The following is a 17576-nucleotide window of genomic DNA, read 5'->3' on the forward strand; positions in this document are numbered from 1 at the left end:
GCGTTGACCAGTGGCCAGCAGGAGTTGTGAACCATGCGCGACGGTGAAGTCCCGGCCGTGACCCTCCTCCACAGGGTTCCGGCAGTCCTCGACCGACGATGAAGCCATCGCTTGTGACCGCCCGCTCGATCGGTGCCCCAACCATCGATGGATGGACAGCGCATCTTCTGGTCACACGATCTTCGCCCGCTCGACGCTTCTCGAGGAAGGGATGCGACCGCGTGAGATCACCCAGGCGGTGCGCGACGGAACGATCGTTCGCGTGCGGCGCGATCGATACGCGCTCCCCGGAGTGCACGATGACATCCGTGCCGCAGTCCGCATCGGGGGGAGGCGAGCGTGCCTGTCCACCCTGGCCGCCCGTGGTGTGTTCGTGTTCGACGCCACCCGGGTCCATGTGCATGTGGACCGCAGCGCCTCACGACTTCGCGGACCGCGGGCGGAGGACCGACGGCTGGCTACCAGCGATCGACGGGAGTTCAGCCTCCACTGGAGACCGCTTGACCAGCCGTGCGGCACGTTCGACTGCGACGTGTCGATCATCGACGCACTGGCACAGTCCATCCGGTGCCAGGCGCCGCGTATGGCACTTGCGACGCTCGACAGCGCGGTCCATCTCGGCTTGGTCGATGAACCTGACCTCCGTCGAGTCTTCGCCCTGGTGCCCGAACGCTTTCGTGCGCTCATGGCGTTGATCGATGGACGCGCCGAGTCAGGTCCGGAGACACTCCTGCGCTTGATCGTCCGCAGCCTCGGTCTGTCGTACGAGGTGCAGCCCCGCCTGGCGGAGGGTGGACGCGGTGATCTCCTGGTGGCTGAGTCGTTGTTGATCGAGGTCGACAGTCGAGCCCATCATGAGGGGTGGTCGCACGCCGTCTCAGACCGCACCCGTGACCTCAGAGCCGCCTCGCGCGGGCTGACGACGTTGCGGCCGCTCTACCAGCATGTGGTGTACGAGCCCGGCCTCGTTGCGGCGGCCATCACCGGTCTGATCGGGGAGGTGCGCACAACTCCTGCCCACCGCGCGGGCACTTCGCGGGCTGCGCGCTGAATGCGGCGGGCGCGGGCTTGCGGACAGCGACGAGCAGGAGTTGCGAACGGACGGCGGGATCAGGCGCGGCGGAGGAGTCCGACGCGGTCGTAGACCTCGGCGAGGGTCTGCTCGGCGACCTCGGTCGCGCGCGCGGCGTTGACCGCGAGCAGGCGGTCGAGCTCGGCGGGGTCGTCGAGGAGCTCGAGCGCGCGCGCACGGACCGGCTCGAGTTCGCCGACGACGACCTCGGCGAGACCCTTCTTGAGGTCGCCGTAGCCACGACCCTCGAACTCGCCGACGACCGCCTCGATGGGGGAGCCGGTGATCGCGGAGTAGATGCTCAGCAGGTTCGAGACGCCGGGCTTCTCCTGCGCGTCGAAGGCGATGACGCCGTCGTTGTCGGTGACGGCACGCATGATCTTCTTCTGCGTGACCTTCGGCTCGTCGAGCAACCAGATGATGCCTGCCGGGGTCTCGGCGGACTTCGACATCTTCGACGTCGGGTTCTGGAGGTCGTAGATGCGTGCGGAGTCCTTCTGGATCTGCGCCTTCGGGACGACGAAGGTGTCGCCGAAGCGGGCGTTGAACCGCTCGGCGAGGTCGCGCGTGAGCTCGATGTGCTGCCGCTGGTCGTCGCCGACCGGCACGATGTCGGTCTGGTAGAGCAGGATGTCGGCCGCCATGAGGATCGGGTAGGCGAAGAGTCCGACCGACGAGGCGTCGCGTCCGTGCTTGGCCGACTTGTCCTTGAACTGCGTCATGCGCGCGGCCTCACCCATGCCGGTGATCGTGTTCAGCACCCAGGCGAGCTGTGCGTGCGCCGGGACGTGCGACTGGACGTACAGGGTCGAGGCCGAGGGGTCGATGCCTGCGGCGATGTACTGGGCGGCCGTGCGACGGGTCTTCTCCCGGAGCTCGGCGGGGTCCTGCGGCACCGTGATCGCGTGCAGGTCGACGATGCTGAAGAAGGCGTCGTGCTCCTGCTGCATCTGCTTCCACTGCAGGAGGGCGCCGATGTAGTTGCCGAGGTGGAGCGAGTCGGCGGAGGGCTGCATGCCGGAGTACAGGCGTGGCTTGGTCATGTGGGTTCTCGCAGAGTGATGAGCGGCCGGAGCCGGGGCACGGGTGGTCTGGGTGGTGTGGTGCCGGTGGTCAGACGGCGTAGTCGACGACGACGGGGGCGTGATCGGACCATCGCTGGTCGTACGCCGCGGCCCGGTCGATCGTGTAACCGGACGCGAGGGCTGCGAGCTCGGGAGTGGCGAGCTGATAGTCGATGCGCCAGCCGGTGTCGGTGTCGAAGGCCTGGCCGCGCTGGGACCACCAGGTGTAGGGACCGGGGACCTGGCCGGCGGACTGGCGCCCGATGTCGACCCAGCCGAGGCCGGTGCCGGTCACGCCGTCGACGCCCGTCACCGGCTCGCCCGCCGGGCCGAGGTAGCGGTCGAAGTAGGACCGCTCGGCGGGCAGGAAGCCGGCACGCTTGACGTTGCCCTTCCAGTTCTTGATGTCGAGCTCGGTGTGGCCCACGTTGAGGTCGCCGACGACGAGGGACAGTGGGTTGTGCTCGCGCAGTGCGGGCAGCCGCTCGAGCATCGCCTCGAGGAAGCGGAACTTCTCGACCTGCTTGGGGGTGTCGACTTCGCCGGAGTGCACGTAGGTGCTCACGACCGTGACGAGGGTGCCGTCGATGTCGAAGTCGGCCTCGATCCAACGACCCGCGCTGTCGAAGTCGTCGGCTCCGAGGGCGACGCGGTGGATGCCCGCCGATCGACGGCTGACGATCGCGACACCTGCGCGCCCCTTGGCGGTCGCGGCGTCGTGCAGGATGTTCCATTCCGGTCCGAACAGCGTCTCGAGGTCGCTCGTCGCGGCGCGGACCTCCTGCAGGGCGAGGATGTCGACCCCGCGGTCTTCGAGCCAGTCGCCCATCCCTTTGCGGAAGGCCGCGCGGACTCCGTTGACGTTGACACTGGCGATGCGGAGGGGTGCAGACATGCCTCCAGCTTAGTCGCGGGGGCCGACAACGCCCTGGCCCCGGCGTCCGCCCGGGCGTCGGCGATGGGGCGGGTCCGACGCGTCCGCCGCGAGCGACTCGGGGGCTTCGCCGTGCTGTCGGATGAGCTCGGCCGAGGCCTCCTCGGCGTGCCGCACGCGTCGGCGGGCGAACCAGACCGCCGGGCCCTTGGCGCGCCGGAGGGATTCGCGAGCCTCCCGCAGTTCCGCCTCGGCGATCAGTCTCCTGGCCGCCAGCTCTTCGGCCGCCTGCTCCTCCGGTGTCGTCGTGCGCACACTGATGCCCTGGTCGTCGAGACCCACGGCGATCCACGCGGCGGAGGCGAGGATGACGCGGCTCACGAGGTTGAACCACAGCATGAGGCCGATGAACACCGCGAAGGTCGCGAGCAACGGGTTCCGGGAGGCCCCGGCGATCACCGCGCTGCTCGCGACGCTCAGGAGCGAGAGCACCAGACTGCCGAGCAGCGCGCCGCCGAAGAGGTTGCGCCACGGGATCCGGATCCGGCTGAGCACGCGGTACATGGCGCCGAGGGTGACGAGGTTCACGACGACCGCGACGATCAGTCCGACGACCCGGCTGCCGACGGTCACCCAGAACGTGCCCTCCAGTCCGACGAGCGACAGCAGCCAGCTGAGCGCCTGGGTGCTGGCGACCGACAGCGTCGCGGAGACGAGGAGGAGGACGCCGAAGGCGAGCGCCAGGACGAGGTCGACGACCTTCAGCAGGAAGAAGCTCGCGGCGACCTTCGGGAGCGCGAAGATGGACCGGACCGCCTGCCGGGTGTAGTACAACCAACCGATCGCCGTCCAGATGAGTCCGACGGCGGCGATGACCCCGGTCCACCCGAGCAGGGAGGCGCTCGACAACTGCTCCTCGGCGATGATGCCTTCGCCGTCGGTGCCGATGAGGCCGGGGACGGCGCGGTTGATGATCTCCACCAGTGCTTGGAAGACCTCGGCGTTGTTACCGAGCCAGATGCCGGTGATGGCGAATCCGACGTAGACCGCTGCGAACACGGCGAAGACGGCCTGGAAGCTGATCCCGGCGGCCAGGAGGTTGCCGTCCATGGCGAGATACCGATGGATGACGCGATAGGGCTTCAAGCGCATGACCCACGTCGTGGCGCGCTCCGCTCTCGCCGCGCGGGGCGCGAGTCGTCGGATGAACGGGTTCTCGCTGTTCTGGATCCATTGGAACACCAGCGGAGGTGGCGTCTGCTGGAGCCGCACTCTGGGGGTGGTGCTGACGTCCGGCGCGTCGGCGGAGTCCTTCCTCGGCGCACGCGGATTGGTCACCGGACCAGCCTACAAGCGGGCCGGACCGGGGGAGAGGCGGTGCACTAGGGTCGAACCATGCGCGAGGCGGAGGGGCAACGCACGTTCACCGGCACCGGCATCGGACGCGGCGTCGTGGCCGGTCCCGTGCTCCGCATGCCGGAGCCGTTGCCCGAACCGAGTGCCGACCCGTTCGGCGGGGACGTCACGCTCGAACAGGCCAGGGCCGTCGCGGCGCTCAGCGCGACGCGGGTCGACCTGGAGGAGCGGGCTCGACGAGCCGGCGGCCATGCGCAGGACGTGCTCGAAGCGCAGGCGGTCATGGCCGACGATCCGGCGCTCGCGGAGGACGTCGCGACGCGCATCGCAGCGGGGCGCTCTGCGGAGCGCGCCGTGTTCGAGGCCCTGGCGACGGTCCAGCAGGTCCTCTTCAACCTGGGGGAGCCCATGGCGGCGCGCGCGACCGACGTCGGCGACGTCTCGCAACGGGTCATCGCACGGTTGCTCGGTCGGCCTGTCCCCGGTCCGCCCGAGTCGGACGAGCCGTTCGTCCTCGTCGCCGCGGACCTCGCTCCGGCGGACGCCGCACTCCTCGATCTCGATCGGGTGCTGGCCCTCGTGACGAGTGGCGGCTCGGCGACCTCGCACACGGCCATCCTCGCGCGCGAGCAGTCGCTCATCGCCGTCGTGGGCGTCGCCGGAGCCGAGCAGTTCGAGGACGGTGAGATCGTCCTCGTCGACGCCGGAGCCGGGGTCGTCACGGGGTCGCCGACGAAGCGCGAGGTGCGGTCGGCCCGGTCCACCGCGGCCGAGCGCGTGCGGGTCTCACCGCGCTCGCCGGGCGAACTCGCCGACGGCACCCCGGTGCCCCTGCTCGCGAACCTCGGGTCCGTCGCCGGCGCGGCCGGTGCCCTGGCGCTCGGCGCCGAAGGGGTCGGGCTGTTCCGCACCGAGCTCCTCTTCCTCGATCGCGCGGAGGCGCCTGGCGTCGCCGAACAGGCTGACCGCTACGGCGAGTTGCTCGCGGCGTTCCCGGGCAAGCGCGTCGTCGTCCGGGTGTTCGACGCCGGAGCCGACAAGCCGCTCGCCTTCCTCCGACCGGACGACGCCGAGCCCAATCCGGCGCTCGGGGTGCGGGGCATCCGGGCGCTCCGCGCTCATGACGAGGTGCTCCGAGACCAGCTCACGGCGCTCGCGCTCGCACAGGACGCCCACGAGGCGGACCTCTGGGTGATGGCCCCGATGATCGCCGACCTTCCCGAAGCCGCGGCGTTCGTGACGCTCGCCAAGCGGCTCGGGCTGCGCACGGTCGGGGCGATGATCGAGGTGCCGTCGAGTGCACTGCTCGCCGCGCAGATCCTCGGGGTCGCGGACTTCGTGAGCATCGGGACCAACGACCTGACGCAGTACACGCTCGCGGCGGACCGTCTCCTCGGGCCCCTCGGCCCGTACCAGGATCCGTGGCACCCGGCCGTGCTGCGGCTCGTCAAGCTCGTCGGTGACGCCGGTCTCGCCTCCGGGCGCTCGATCGGCGTGTGTGGGGAGGCAGCAGCGGATCCGGCCCTCGCGGTCGTGCTCGTCGGCCTCGGGGCGACGAGTCTCTCGGTCACCCCGGCCGCGCTCGGCGACGTCCGGAGCGAGCTGCGCCGCTACACGCTCGAGGCGGCTCGCGCCATGGCGATGGACGCCCTGAGCGCCGCGTCGCCGGCTGAAGCGAGAGCTGCCGCGCTGGCCTGACCTCGCTCGATGCTCGGATCTTCCCGCACGAACACGTCCGGCCCAGCGCGGTGCGCTGGGCCGGACGGATGAACCGGGTGCTGGCTAGGAGACCTTGCCGGAGATCATGGCCTGCTTGACCTCGGCGATCGCCTGCGTGACCTGGATGCCGCGGGGGCACGCCTCGGTGCAGTTGAAGGTGGTGCGGCAGCGCCACACGCCCTCCTGGTCGTTCAGGATGTCCAGGCGGACCTGCGAGGCGTCGTCGCGGGAGTCGAAGATGAAGCGGTGCGCGTTCACGATCGCCGCCGGGCCGAAGTACTGGCCGTCGGTCCAGAAGACCGGGCACGACGAGGTGCACGCGGCGCACAGGATGCACTTCGTGGTGTCGTCGAAGCGGGCACGCTCGGCGACCGACTGCACGCGCTCCTTGTTCTTCTCCGCGGGCTTGCCGGGCATGAGGAACGGCTGCACCTCGCGGAACGACGCGAAGAAGGGGTCCATGTCGACGACGAGGTCCTTTTCGAGCGGCAGACCCTTGATCGCCTCGACGTAGATCGGCTTCGAGATGTCGAGGTCCTTGATCAGCGTCTTGCAGGCGAGGCGGTTCCGGCCGTTGATCCGCATGGCGTCGGAGCCGCAGATGCCGTGTGCGCAGGAGCGACGGAAGGTGAGGGTCCCGTCCTGTTCCCACTTGATCTTGTGGAGCGCGTCCAGGATGCGGTCCGTCGGGAACATCTCGACGTCGAAGTCCTCCCAGCGCGGCTCGGCGTCCACGTCCGGGTCGAACCGACGGATGATCAGGGTGACCGTGAAGGACTGGATCTCCTCCGGTGCTGCGGCCGGCGGGTTCTCGAGCGTTGCAGTGCTCATCGCTAGTACTTCCTCTCCATCGGCTGGTACCGCGTGATGACCACGGGCTTCCAGTCGAGCCGGATGTGGTCGGCCGCGTCGGACGAGTGCGGGTCGCCGGACAGGTACGCCATCGTGTGCTTCATGTAGTTCTCGTCGTCGCGCTTCGGGTAGTCGTCGCGCATGTGACCGCCACGGCTCTCCTGACGGTTGCGAGCGGAGTAGACGACGACCTCGGCGAGGTCGAGCAGGAAGCCCAGCTCGATCGCCTCGAGGAGGTCGGTGTTGAAACGCTTGCCCTTGTCCTGGACGGCGATGTTCTGGTACCGCTCGCGCAGGTTGTGGATGGTGGCGGTGACGCCGGCGAGGGACTCGTCCGTCCGGAACACCTGGGCGTTGCGGTCCATCTCCTCCTGGAGCTCCTTGCGGATCGTGGAGATCCGCTCGGTGCCGTTGGAGTTCCGCATCTGCTCGACGAGGCCGGAGACGAAGCCGGCGGGGTTCTCGGGCAGGGGCGTGAAGTCGACGCTCTGGACGTACTCGACGGCGTTGTTGCCGGCGCGCTTGCCGAACACGTTGATGTCGAGGAGGGAGTTCGTGCCGAGTCGGTTCGAGCCGTGGACGGACACACACGCGCACTCACCGGCGGCGTACAGGCCGGGGACGACGGTGTTGTTGTCGCTCAGGACCTCGGCCTTGACGTTCGTCGGGATGCCGCCCATGGCGTAGTGCGCCGTCGGCATGACCGGGACGGGCTCCGTCACCGGGTCGACGCCGAGGTAGGTGCGCGCGAACTCGGTGATGTCGGGCAGCTTGGTCTCGAGGACCTCGGCACCGAGGTGGGTGCAGTCGAGGTAGACGTAGTCCTTGTTCGGACCGGCACCGCGGCCTTCCGCGACCTCCTGGACCATGCAGCGCGCGACGATGTCTCGCGGTGCGAGGTCCTTGATGGTCGGCGCGTACCGCTCCATGAAGCGTTCACCGCTCGCGTTCCGGAGGATCGCACCCTCGCCTCGGGCTCCCTCGGTGAGGAGGATGCCGAGACCGGCGAGGCCGGTGGGGTGGAACTGGAAGAACTCCATGTCCTCGAGCGGGAGTCCCTTGCGCCAGATGATCCCGACGCCGTCGCCCGTGAGGGTGTGCGCGTTCGAGGTCGTCTTGTAGATCTTGCCGAAGCCACCGGTGGCGAAGATGACCGCCTTCGCCTGGAAGACGTGGATCTCGCCGGTGGAGAGCTCGTACGCGACCACACCGGACGGCTTGTCGACGCCGTCGACGTTCGTCATGATCAGGTCGAGTGCGTAGTACTCGTTGAAGAAGTTGATGCCGAGGCGGACGCAGTTCTGGAACAGCGTCTGCAGGATCATGTGGCCGGTGCGGTCGGCCGCGTAGCAGGCGCGGCGGACCGGAGCCTTGCCGTGGTCGCGGGTGTGGCCGCCGAAGCGACGCTGGTCGATCTTGCCCTCTGGGGTGCGGTTGAACGGCAGACCCATGTTCTCGAGGTCGATGACCGCGTCGATGGCCTCCTTCGCGAGGATCTCCGCAGCATCCTGGTCGACGAGGTAGTCGCCGCCCTTGATGGTGTCGAAGGTGTGCCACTCCCAGCTGTCCTCCTCGACGTTCGCGAGCGCAGCGGCCATACCGCCCTGCGCCGCTCCCGTGTGGGACCGCGTCGGGTAGAGCTTGGAGATGACGGCCGTCTTCGCTCCGGGGCCGGCCTCGATCGCGGCGCGCATGCCGGCACCGCCGGCACCGACGATCACGATGTCGAACTGGTGGTAGTGGATGCCGTCGATGACGGTGGACTCGGTGGTTTCTGTAGTCACGGTTTCCGTTGCTCGGTCTCGGTTGCTCAGTTGGCGGGGCAGAACGACGCGAGCAGGTCTGCAGGTGCGCCGGCGGGGCACGGGTCGAAGGTGAAGACGACCAGGGTCCCGAGGATGATGAGGATGGTGACGGCGGCGAGGATCGCGACCTTGAGGACGCCGCGGATCGTGCGACCCGTGGCGTAGTCGTTGACGATGGTGCGCATGCCGTTGCCACCGTGGATCAGCGCGAGCCACAACATGGCGACGTCCCACCACTGCCAGAAGGGGTTCGAGAGCTTGCCGCCGACGAAGGCGAAGTCGATGGCCTTGATGCCGTCACCCACCATGAGGTTGACGAACAGGTGGCCGAAGATGAGGACCAGCAGGATCACGCCGGAGACGCGCATGTAGATCCAGCCCCACTTCTCCCAGTTGACGCCCTTGCGGCGCGCGGGACGAGCGGGGGTGCGGGGAGCGGCGATCGTCGTCATCAGTGGCCCATCTCGCTGAACACGTTGATCAGGTGGCGCGGCGTGAAGCCCAGCATCGTCACGACCCAGAGACCGATGACGATCCAGAACATGGGCCGCTGGTACTTGGTGCCCTTCGACCAGAAGTCGATGAGGATGATGCGGATGCCGTTGTACGCGTGGTAGGCGATGGCGGCGACGAGCGCGACCTCACCGAGCCCCATGATGGGGTTCTTGTACGTGCCGATGACCGCGTTGTACGCCTCGGGGGAGACCCGCACCAGCGCGGTGTCGAGGACGTGCACGAGGAGGAAGAAGAAGATGGCGACGCCGGTGATCCGGTGGAGCACCCACGACCACATGCCCTCACGGCCCCGGTACAGGGTGCCGGCCGGGCGTTTGGATGTCGTGGATTCCAACGGTGACGTTCGCGTGAGACTCGCGGTCACGAGGTCCTCCCTGATAGTCGCTATCTGCGGCAGATCGTTCTGCCGTGCGGGGGTTGTTGCCTGCCGTGCGTCGAATCGGCGCGCTGGACCAAGTGTAGGCGGGGGATGCGCCGTCCCGCCGCTAAGGCTGGCCTAACTGTCTCGACGTCGAGAGAGGCCGGACATCTGCGCGACGACCGGGCGACACCGGGTGTTCACAACCAGTTCCGACGTTTGAACACCTTGTAGAGGATGACGCTCGTGGTGGCCATGAGCGCGAGCGCCATCGGGTAGCCGAACCACCACGACAACTCCGGCATGTGGGTGAAGTTCATGCCGTAGATCCCCGCGATGAGACTCGGGCCGAACAGGATGGCGGCCCAGGAGGAGATCTTCTTCACCTCGTCGCCCTGCTTGAGGCTCGCCTCGGTCATCTTCGCCATCTCCTCGTTCTGGCGTTGACCGACGAGGGTGCTGTTCACGGTCAGGATGTCGCGCAACAGCTCCCGGTAGGCGTCGATCCGCTGGTTGACGCTCGTGAGGTGGTCGGCGACGTCGCGGAGGCCGCGTTGCAGTTCGTCGGCGACGCCGTACTTCGCGCTGCCCTGTTCGAGCGACAGCATCACATCGCTGAGCGGGTGCGTCGCCCGCTCGAAGGCGATGACCTCGCGGGAGAGCTGGTAGATCCGGCGGGAGACCTGGGACTCGCCGACGAAGACCTGCTCCTCGATCTCGTCGATGTCGTTCGAGAGCCCGGCGACCACCGGGCCGTAGCCGTCGACGACGGCGTCGATGATGGCGTACAGGATGGCCTGCGGACCGTAGGCGAGGAGTTCGTGCTCCTGCTCCATCCGCGCCCGCACGTGCGAGAGGTCGGGGGACTCGGCGTGCCGCAGCGTGATGACGAAGTTCGGGCCGACGAAGACGTGCAGTTCGCCGAACTCGACGGTCTCGGTCTCGTCGACGTAGTTGGCGGCCCGGAGGACGACGAACAGGACGTCGTCGTACCGCTCGATCTTCGGCCGCTGGTGCGCGGTGATGGCGTCCTCGACGGCGAGGGGGTGGAGACCGAACTCCGCCGCCAGGACGCCGAGCTCGCCCGCGTCGGGCCGGTAGAGCCCGATCCACGCGACGCCGTCCGGGGTCTCATGGAGTGCGCGGAAGGTGTCCTCGAGCGAGGTGAGCGTCGAGCTGCGGGATCCGTGGCGGTAGATGCAGGCGTTGACGATGCTGTTGCGGCCGTCGAGGTCCGCTGCGTCCGGCGGACCGACGGGGACCGGGGGAGCCTGCTTGCTGCCGAAGGACGGGATCGGGATCCCGAGGACGTTGCGTCCAGCCATGCTCGTACCGTTCTTTCTCATGCTCGATCTGGCGCTCATCGTAAACCCGTCAGATGACGCTTCCGTGCCGTCGTCCTCAGGGTGGAGCCTGGCGGTACGCTCGGGGGATGACCACGCCCCTCGAACGCTTCTACGCAGTGATCCCGGCCGGCGGCATCGGCAGTCGTCTCTGGCCGCTCTCGCGAGCCGACGCACCCAAGTTCCTGCACGACCTCACCGGCTCCGGCAGCACGCTGTTGCGCGCGACCTGGGACCGCCTCGCGCCGATCGCCGGTGACCAGCGCATCATGGTCGTCACCGGGCGTGCGCACCGCGCGGCCGTCGAACAGCAGCTGCCCGACCTCGCCGACGCCAACGTGGTCCTCGAGAGCGAGCCGCGCGACTCGACCGCCGCGATCGGGCTCGCCGCAGCGATCCTCGTCCGCCGCGAACCCGACGTCATCGTCGGCTCGTTCGCCGCCGACCACGTGATCCGCGGCGACCGGCTGTTCCGCGCCGCGGTCGCCCAGGCCGTCACGGCCGCCGAGGAGCGCTACATCGTCACGATCGGCATCCAGCCCACGGAGCCCGCCATCGGGTTCGGCTACATCAAGAGCGCCCGCGACCTCGGCATCCGCGGGGCCGAAGGGGTCATGCTGGTCGACTCCTTCGTCGAGAAGCCCGACCTCGCCACGGCCAAGCGGTACGTCTCGAGCGGCGAGCACCTCTGGAACGCCGGGATGTTCATCTCGCGGGCCGATGTCCTGCTCGAGGAGATCGGCCGACAGAAGCCCGAACTCCTTGCCGGCCTCCTCGAACTCGCCGAGGTCTGGGACGACGCGGCGGCCCGCGGACCGGTCGTCGACCGAGTCTGGCCGGCGCTCGAGAAGATCGCGATCGACTACTCCGTGGCGGAGCCCGCCGCGGCCGCCGGTCGCATGGCCGTCGTGCCGGCGCACTTCGACTGGGACGACGTGGGGGACTTCGCCTCGCTCGCCAAGCTCAACTCCGGTGGGCGCAAGTCCGACCTCGCCATCCTCGGCGAGAACGCGCGCGTGCTCTCGGACGCTTCCAGCGGCATCGTCGTCAGCCAGACCGGTCGGGTCATCAGCCTCATCGGCGTGCAGGACATCGTCGTCGTCGACACCCCGGACGCCCTGCTCGTCACCACGAGTGCCAACGCGCAGCGGGTCAAGAGCGTCGTCGACGCCCTCAAGCTGTCCGGTCGCGACGACGTCCTCTGATCGGCGACCGTCGGTGACCGCGCTGCGCGAGCTGCTCCTGCAGGCGGGCGCGCGTCTCCAGGCCGCAGGCGTCCGTGACGAGGCTCTGGCGGAGGTCTACACACCCCGCGGACTCCCGCTCGTGAAGCGGGCACCCGCGCTGCGGCCGATCGGCCGGGCGTGGCGCCTCGGGGTCGTCCTGCTCTCGGCCGACGGTCGCCTCTTCACCGCGGCCGAGTCCACTCGGGCTGTGGAGCCGAAGTGGTTCAACCACCGCTCCTCTGAGGTTGAGCACCGTCGGATCGCGCAGCAGGCGGCGCACCGCGGCCCGTTCGCCGAAGGCGACGTCGTCAACTTCGAGGTCGTCGAGCTCGCGCTGGACGAGGCGTCACTCCGGGAGGGTTCGGGTCCGTTGCGCCTCGTCGACGACACGGTCATGCTCCGCTGGGCCGGGCACGACCTCGGGCTCACCCCGCTCGACGCCTACCTCGACGACCGCGTCTCACTCCTCATCGGCGAGTGACCCGTCCGTTCGCCCGAGAACGGGCGGACCGACGGGGCGATCAGACCGCGGGGCCGAACCACTCCGTGTAGAGCCGCCAGAAGTTGCGGTTGCCGTAGGCGCTGCAGGCGTCGCCCGTGCCCGAGACGTTCGCGAGGGCTGCGGGGTTCGGTTGGTACGGCGTGTAGAGGTAGAGGTTGGCCGTCGCCTGGTTGCGGATGTCGACCTGGGTGCCGCCGCAGGCAGCGTCGGGGCTGTACTGGATGTAGACCGATCCCAGGTGATACGCCCGCTGGTAGGACTCACCCGGCACGTTGAGCGGGTACAGCGTGTACTGCCGGAACTGCCATGCGGAACGGTAGACCTGGTTCTGGAACCCGAAGTAGTCCGCGTCGCAGCTCGCGCTGAAGTTCGGGCCGGTGTCGGGACAGCCCCAGCCCATGGCGCGCGCGTAGCCGTATTCGCTCGGCCCGGTGATGAGCGACTGCTCCTTCTGCATGAGGACGAGCAGCACCTTGGGATTGATCCCACACGCGTGGGCGACCTTCGCGACGATCCTCGCCGCCGACTCGTTCACGGCGCCGCGGTAGGCCTCGCAGTGTCCGGGCTCGGCCGCCGGGACGGACTCGGTGCTGGCACGGAAGTCCGCCAGGCACGGCACGCCGTCTTTCGGGGTACAGGGCTGGGAGGCGAAGAACGCCTGGACGTCAGCCTCGCTCATGGCGTTCGCGTCGTAGAAGTTCGCGTCGCTGATGATCTCGCCCGGGTCGAAGTCCGTGCCGCGGACCGTGGGCGGCGCCGGCTGGGTGGGCTTGCCGGGAGCCGGCGTGGCCGGCTTCGTCGGCTTCGGGGTCGCCGTCGAGGGCGTGGTCGGCGAGGGACTCGGGGTGGGCGTCTGCGTCCGGCTCAGCTGCAAGCTCGCAGCGGCCGCGGTCGCCGGCGTGGTCGGCAGTGCGCCGAGTGCGACGAGCGCACCGATACCGAGCGCGGCGAGCAGCGAGGCCGCGGCCGATCGGTGCGCACGGCGACGCCGCGCGGGCGAGGGGACCGACGGAGCACGCATGACGACCAGCCTAATCGGGACCGGTGACGTGCAGGGCTTGCGGCGGCCGACAACCGACGGATAGCCTGAAGGCACTGTGAAGAACTGAGCGAATCGACGTCCCGCGCCTGCGGCAGACCATCACGAACGTGATGTGCCCGGCGGGAATCCATCGAGGTACGCCAGACGCTTCCAGGTCCGCCCAGGAGTTCGAGCCCAGCGCTCGCTCCTGACGTGTCGGACGACGACCGTACGCGGCGTGCCCCATCTCGAAAGGGGCCTCCATGCGAGCACCCATGACCCACGCGACACCAGTCCACCGCCGCACCGCTTCGAGGTTCGGGCGATCCATCGACATCCAGCAGCTCCGCGCCGACGGCGTCACCCGCTCCTACGGCGACCGCGTCGTGTTGCGCGACGTCGACCTCGTCGTGTCGGCCGGAGACCGTCTCGGCCTGATCGGCGAGAACGGCGCGGGGAAGTCCACGCTGCTGCGCATCCTCGCCGGGATCGACGAGCCGGACGACGGCGAGGCCGTCCGCCCGGTGCGCACCGGCATCCTCATGCAGGAACTCGAACTCCCGGACGACACGACGGTCGGCGAGCTGCTGGAGCAGGCGCTCGGCGAGGTCCGGGCCGTCGAGCAGGAGTTCGCGACGTCGGCGGCGGCACTCGGTGAGCTGGGTACCGCCGGTGACGGTTCCGCCGAGCAGCGGTACGCCGCCGCGCTCGACGCGGCGGAACGCGCCGACGTCTGGACGGCGGACGCCCGGTTGGACGCGGTCGTCGACGGCCTCGGTATCGCCGGGATCGAACGGTCGCGACGACTGGGTGAGGTGAGCGGGGGACAGCGATCCCGCTTCGCCCTCGCCGCGCTCCTCGTCGCCAGACCGACCGCACTGCTGCTCGACGAGCCGACCAACCATCTGGACGACGACGCGGTCGCCTTCCTCCGCGGCCACCTGTCGGAGTGGCCGGGCCCGGTGCTCTTCGCGAGCCACGACCGCGCCTTCCTGGACGAGGTGGCGACGGGGCTCGTCGACATCGATCCGTCCCGCCCGGTCCCCGTCGGCGAGGCATCACCCGTCGTGGAGTTCGGCGGGCCGTTCAGTGAGTACCTCGGCTGGAAGGCCGCAGAACTCGACCGGTGGTCGACGCGTTACGAGGAGGAGCAGGCCGAGCTACGACGGCTCGCGTCCGCGGTGCACGACGTGGCCCCGCGGATCAACCACGATCGGGGCATCCGCGACAACAACCGGATGGCGTTCGGCATGCGAGGCGACCGCGTCGAGCAGCAGATCAGTCGGCGGGTGCGGAACGCGCAGCTCCGACTCGAGGTCCTCGAGCGCGAGCAGGTGCGGCGCCCGCCTCGCCGACTCTCGTTCGCAGGGATCCCGAGCGGCTCGACGGTCCTCGACGAGGGGGAGCAGCTGCTCGACCTCGCCGACGCCCGCGTCGACGGCCGGCTGCACCTCGAACGCCTGCAGCTGGCGCCCCGGTCGCGCGTGCTGGTCACCGGGGCGAACGGTTCGGGGAAGTCGACGCTCCTGTCGGTGCTCGCCGGTTCGCTGCGTCTCGATACGGGGACCCTCCTCCGGCGGAAGGGGCTCCGGGTGGGGCTCCTCGAGCAGGACGTCGCGTTCCCGGATGCGGATCGATCACCTCGGGAGGTCTACGACCGGACGCTCGGCGAGGCGCGTGCAGCGCGCACCCCGCTCGCAGGTCTCGGGCTCCTGGCGCTTCGCGATCTCGACCGTCCGATCGGTCGGCTCTCCGTCGGGCAGCAGCGCCGTCTGGCCTTGGCGCTCATCATCGCGAGGCCTCCGCATCTGTTCCTCCTGGACGAGCCGACGAACCACCTGTCGCTCGCGCTCGCGACGGAGCTCGAGGACGCGCTGGGCGATTACCCGGGTGCGGTCGTCATCGCGAGCCACGACCGGTGGCTCCGTCGGCGCTGGACCGGCGACCGGCTCCGACTCGGGTGATGACGCCGGGTGGGGGAGCGGTGGGCCGTCCGACCTCGACTCCTCCGCCCGTCGCCGTCAAGCCCGTGCGCGCACGCCCCGACGCCGGGAGGATACGGGCATGAGTCTTTCGATCGGAGCCCCGGTGTGGGGCGTGCAGGACATCGCGCGCGGTGTCGCCTTCTGGACCCGGGCGCTCGACTACGTCCCTCGAGACGAACCGCAGGACGACTGGGCCTCGCTCGTCCCCCGCGACGGCGACGGCGTGCAGCTGTCCCTCATGCTCGTCTCCTCGCGCGCGGAGGACCGTCGGCGGCACCACCTCGACCTCTTCGCCGACGACCGCGAGGCCGAGGTCGAGCGGTTGCTCGGCTTGGGCGCCGGTCCCGTGGATTGGGAGTACGAGGAGGACGCCGACTACGTGGTCCTCTCGGATCCCGACGGCAACCTGTTCTGCGTCGTGCAGCGCTGATCCGGCCGCGGCACGCGAACACCCGATGCGCAAGACGCATCCGACGCCCGGGTCCGTCCTGCTCACGTGCGCAGGAGCGCGGTCCGGTGATGCGCGTCTGCGCATCGCCGTGTTTCCGGCGGATGACGCCGGTGCCACCGTTCTGTAACGCTTCGGTCGCGAAGCCGGGATCGTCCGTCCGGCAGTCGTCGCATTGGGTAACGTAACCCCATACGCCCCGTGACCCGCGGGGCTGCATCTTGGAGGCTACCTTGGCAATCTCAACTCGGAAGGCCGCTGCGGGCGCAATCGCCGGCGTCGGTCTCATGGCACTGCTCGCCGGCTGCGCATCGGCTCCCAGCACCGGCGACGGCGACTCGACCGGTGCCGCATCCGACTTCCTCCCGTGCATGGTCTCCGACGCCGGTGGCTTCACCGACAAGTCGTTCAACCAGCTCGGCTACGAGGGTCTGACCGAGGCGGCGAAGGAGCTCGGCGTCGAGCCCATCACCGTCCAGTCCGACAAGGCCGACGACTACAAGCCGAACCTGCAGAGCCTGGCCGATCAGGGCTGCTCGCTCATCGTCAGCGTCGGCTTCGCCCTCTCCGCCGACACCGTCACGGCCGCACTCGCGAACCCCGACATCGACTACGCGATCATCGACGACGCCGCCGACAACGACTTCGACGGCAAGGTCGACGCCCCGAACATCAAGCCGATCCTGTTCGACACCGTCCAGGCCGCCTTCCTCGCCGGCTACGCAGCGGCCGACTACTCGAAGACCGGCGTCGTCGGCACCTTCGGCGGCCAGCCCTTCCCGTCCGTCCAGATCTTCATGGACGGCTTCGCCGAGGGCGTCGCGTACTACAACGAGCAGAAGGGCAAGAGCGTCCAGGTCGTCGGTTGGGACGTCGCCGCTCAGACCGGTTCGTTCACCGGTGGCTTCGAGGCCAACGACACCGCGAAGCAGCTCGCCCGCACGCTCATCGACCAGAACGCCGATGTGCTCATGCCCGTCGGTGGCCCGATCTTCCTGAGCGCGATCGCCGAGATCCAGGAGACCGGCAAGGACATCGCGATGGTCGGTGTCGACGCCGACCTGTTCGTCACGAACGCGGACACCGGCAACCTCTTCCTCACCTCCGTCCTGAAGGACATGAAGGCCGGCGTCGGCGACGTCGTGACCGAGGCGGGTGGCGGCAAGTTCGACGCCGCCGCGTACATCGGCACCCTCGAGAACGAGGGCGTCGGCATCGCGCCGTTCCACGACTTCGAGTCCAAGGTCTCGCCGACCCTGGCCGACGAACTCGACACGATCAAGCAGGGGATCATCGACGGTTCCATCAAGGCGACCTCGGTCTCCTCGCCCGTCAAGTAGTCCCTCTTCACCCGGGCCATCGCCCGGGACTCCGGGGGGAGGTCGCGATCCGCGACCTCCCCTCGCTTTGTCCGCGGCACGGTCGGACGGCGATC

General features: G+C 69.2%; 16 protein-coding genes. 7 read left to right on the top strand and 9 right to left on the bottom strand.

Features of this window, described 5'->3' with window-relative positions; translation table 11 throughout:
• Positions 1–151: 151 nt before the first annotated feature.
• On the top strand, positions 152–1051 hold the full coding sequence (locus HOW07_RS18355; protein WP_082915972.1) for a hypothetical protein: 900 nt from the start codon (positions 152–154) through the stop codon (positions 1049–1051).
• 59 nt (positions 1052–1110) lie between these two features.
• On the opposite strand, the gene trpS is transcribed toward HOW07_RS18355, so the two are convergent.
• From trpS to HOW07_RS18370, 3 genes are all read right to left on the bottom strand, one after another.
• A complete protein-coding gene (trpS, locus tag HOW07_RS18360) occupies positions 1111–2115 on the bottom strand; it encodes a tryptophan--tRNA ligase (RefSeq protein WP_159879465.1) in 1005 nt (334 codons plus the stop codon).
• Between the two features lie 70 nt (positions 2116–2185).
• Entirely contained in the window at positions 2186–3031 is an 846-nt protein-coding gene (locus HOW07_RS18365; RefSeq protein ID WP_064294819.1) for an exodeoxyribonuclease III, read from the bottom strand.
• Between the two features lie 9 nt (positions 3032–3040).
• Positions 3041–4348 carry a YihY/virulence factor BrkB family protein gene (locus HOW07_RS18370; protein WP_175118188.1) on the bottom strand — a complete coding sequence of 436 codons (1308 nt, stop codon included), beginning with the start codon at positions 4346–4348 and terminating at the stop codon, positions 3041–3043.
• A 57-nt stretch (positions 4349–4405) separates the two neighbouring features.
• On the opposite strand from HOW07_RS18370, the gene ptsP reads away from it, so the two are divergent.
• Positions 4406–6064: a phosphoenolpyruvate--protein phosphotransferase gene (gene ptsP / locus HOW07_RS18375; protein WP_175118190.1), complete on the top strand. Its 1659-nt coding sequence runs from the start codon at positions 4406–4408 to the stop codon at positions 6062–6064.
• 84 nt (positions 6065–6148) lie between these two features.
• Here ptsP and HOW07_RS18380 read toward each other — a convergent pair whose 3' ends face one another.
• The 5 genes from HOW07_RS18380 to corA form a co-directional block, all read right to left on the bottom strand.
• On the bottom strand, positions 6149–6916 hold the full coding sequence (locus HOW07_RS18380) for a succinate dehydrogenase iron-sulfur subunit (protein ID WP_064294822.1): 768 nt from the start codon (positions 6914–6916) through the stop codon (positions 6149–6151).
• A 2-nt stretch (positions 6917–6918) separates the two neighbouring features.
• Complete coding sequence (gene sdhA, locus HOW07_RS18385) at positions 6919–8721, bottom strand: succinate dehydrogenase flavoprotein subunit (protein WP_071262531.1); 1803 nt, start codon at positions 8719–8721, stop codon at positions 6919–6921.
• A gap of 26 nt (positions 8722–8747) precedes the next feature.
• Entirely contained in the window at positions 8748–9194 is a 447-nt protein-coding gene (locus HOW07_RS18390; RefSeq protein ID WP_064294824.1) for a succinate dehydrogenase hydrophobic membrane anchor subunit, read from the bottom strand.
• A complete protein-coding gene (sdhC, locus tag HOW07_RS18395; protein ID WP_255376691.1) occupies positions 9194–9622 on the bottom strand; it encodes a succinate dehydrogenase, cytochrome b556 subunit in 429 nt (142 codons plus the stop codon). The genes HOW07_RS18390 and sdhC overlap by 1 nt, the downstream gene beginning before the upstream one ends.
• A 194-nt stretch (positions 9623–9816) precedes the next feature.
• Positions 9817–10941, bottom strand: coding sequence for a magnesium/cobalt transporter CorA (gene corA, locus HOW07_RS18400; protein ID WP_071262530.1), 1125 nt, complete (start codon positions 10939–10941; stop codon positions 9817–9819).
• A 107-nt stretch (positions 10942–11048) separates the two neighbouring features.
• Here corA and HOW07_RS18405 point away from each other — a divergent pair, with 107 nt between their 5' ends.
• Positions 11049–12164: a mannose-1-phosphate guanylyltransferase gene (locus HOW07_RS18405; protein ID WP_064294827.1), complete on the top strand. Its 1116-nt coding sequence runs from the start codon at positions 11049–11051 to the stop codon at positions 12162–12164.
• 13 nt (positions 12165–12177) lie between these two features.
• A complete protein-coding gene (locus HOW07_RS18410; protein ID WP_137243432.1) occupies positions 12178–12666 on the top strand; it encodes a hypothetical protein in 489 nt (162 codons plus the stop codon).
• A 40-nt stretch (positions 12667–12706) separates the two neighbouring features.
• On the opposite strand, the gene HOW07_RS18415 is transcribed toward HOW07_RS18410, so the two are convergent.
• On the bottom strand, positions 12707–13708 hold the full coding sequence (locus HOW07_RS18415) for a hypothetical protein (RefSeq protein ID WP_175118192.1): 1002 nt from the start codon (positions 13706–13708) through the stop codon (positions 12707–12709).
• 263 nt (positions 13709–13971) lie between these two features.
• Between HOW07_RS18415 and HOW07_RS18420 the strand changes: the two genes are divergently transcribed.
• The 3 genes from HOW07_RS18420 (at position 13972) to HOW07_RS18430 (ending at position 17481) form a co-directional block, all read left to right on the top strand.
• The gene (locus HOW07_RS18420) at positions 13972–15672 is read left to right on the top strand and encodes an ABC-F family ATP-binding cassette domain-containing protein (protein WP_254628487.1); all 1701 of its coding nucleotides are present in this window, start codon (positions 13972–13974) and stop codon (positions 15670–15672) included.
• 100 nt (positions 15673–15772) lie between these two features.
• Positions 15773–16123 carry a VOC family protein gene (locus HOW07_RS18425; RefSeq protein ID WP_175118194.1) on the top strand — a complete coding sequence of 117 codons (351 nt, stop codon included), beginning with the start codon at positions 15773–15775 and terminating at the stop codon, positions 16121–16123.
• 251 nt (positions 16124–16374) lie between these two features.
• A complete protein-coding gene (locus HOW07_RS18430) occupies positions 16375–17481 on the top strand; it encodes a BMP family protein (RefSeq protein ID WP_064294831.1) in 1107 nt (368 codons plus the stop codon).
• The last annotated feature ends 95 nt before the right edge of the window (positions 17482–17576 follow it).

Source organism: Plantibacter sp. MCCC 1A11337, from assembly GCF_013349365.1.
Lineage (GTDB): Bacteria > Actinomycetota > Actinomycetes > Actinomycetales > Microbacteriaceae > Plantibacter > Plantibacter flavus_A.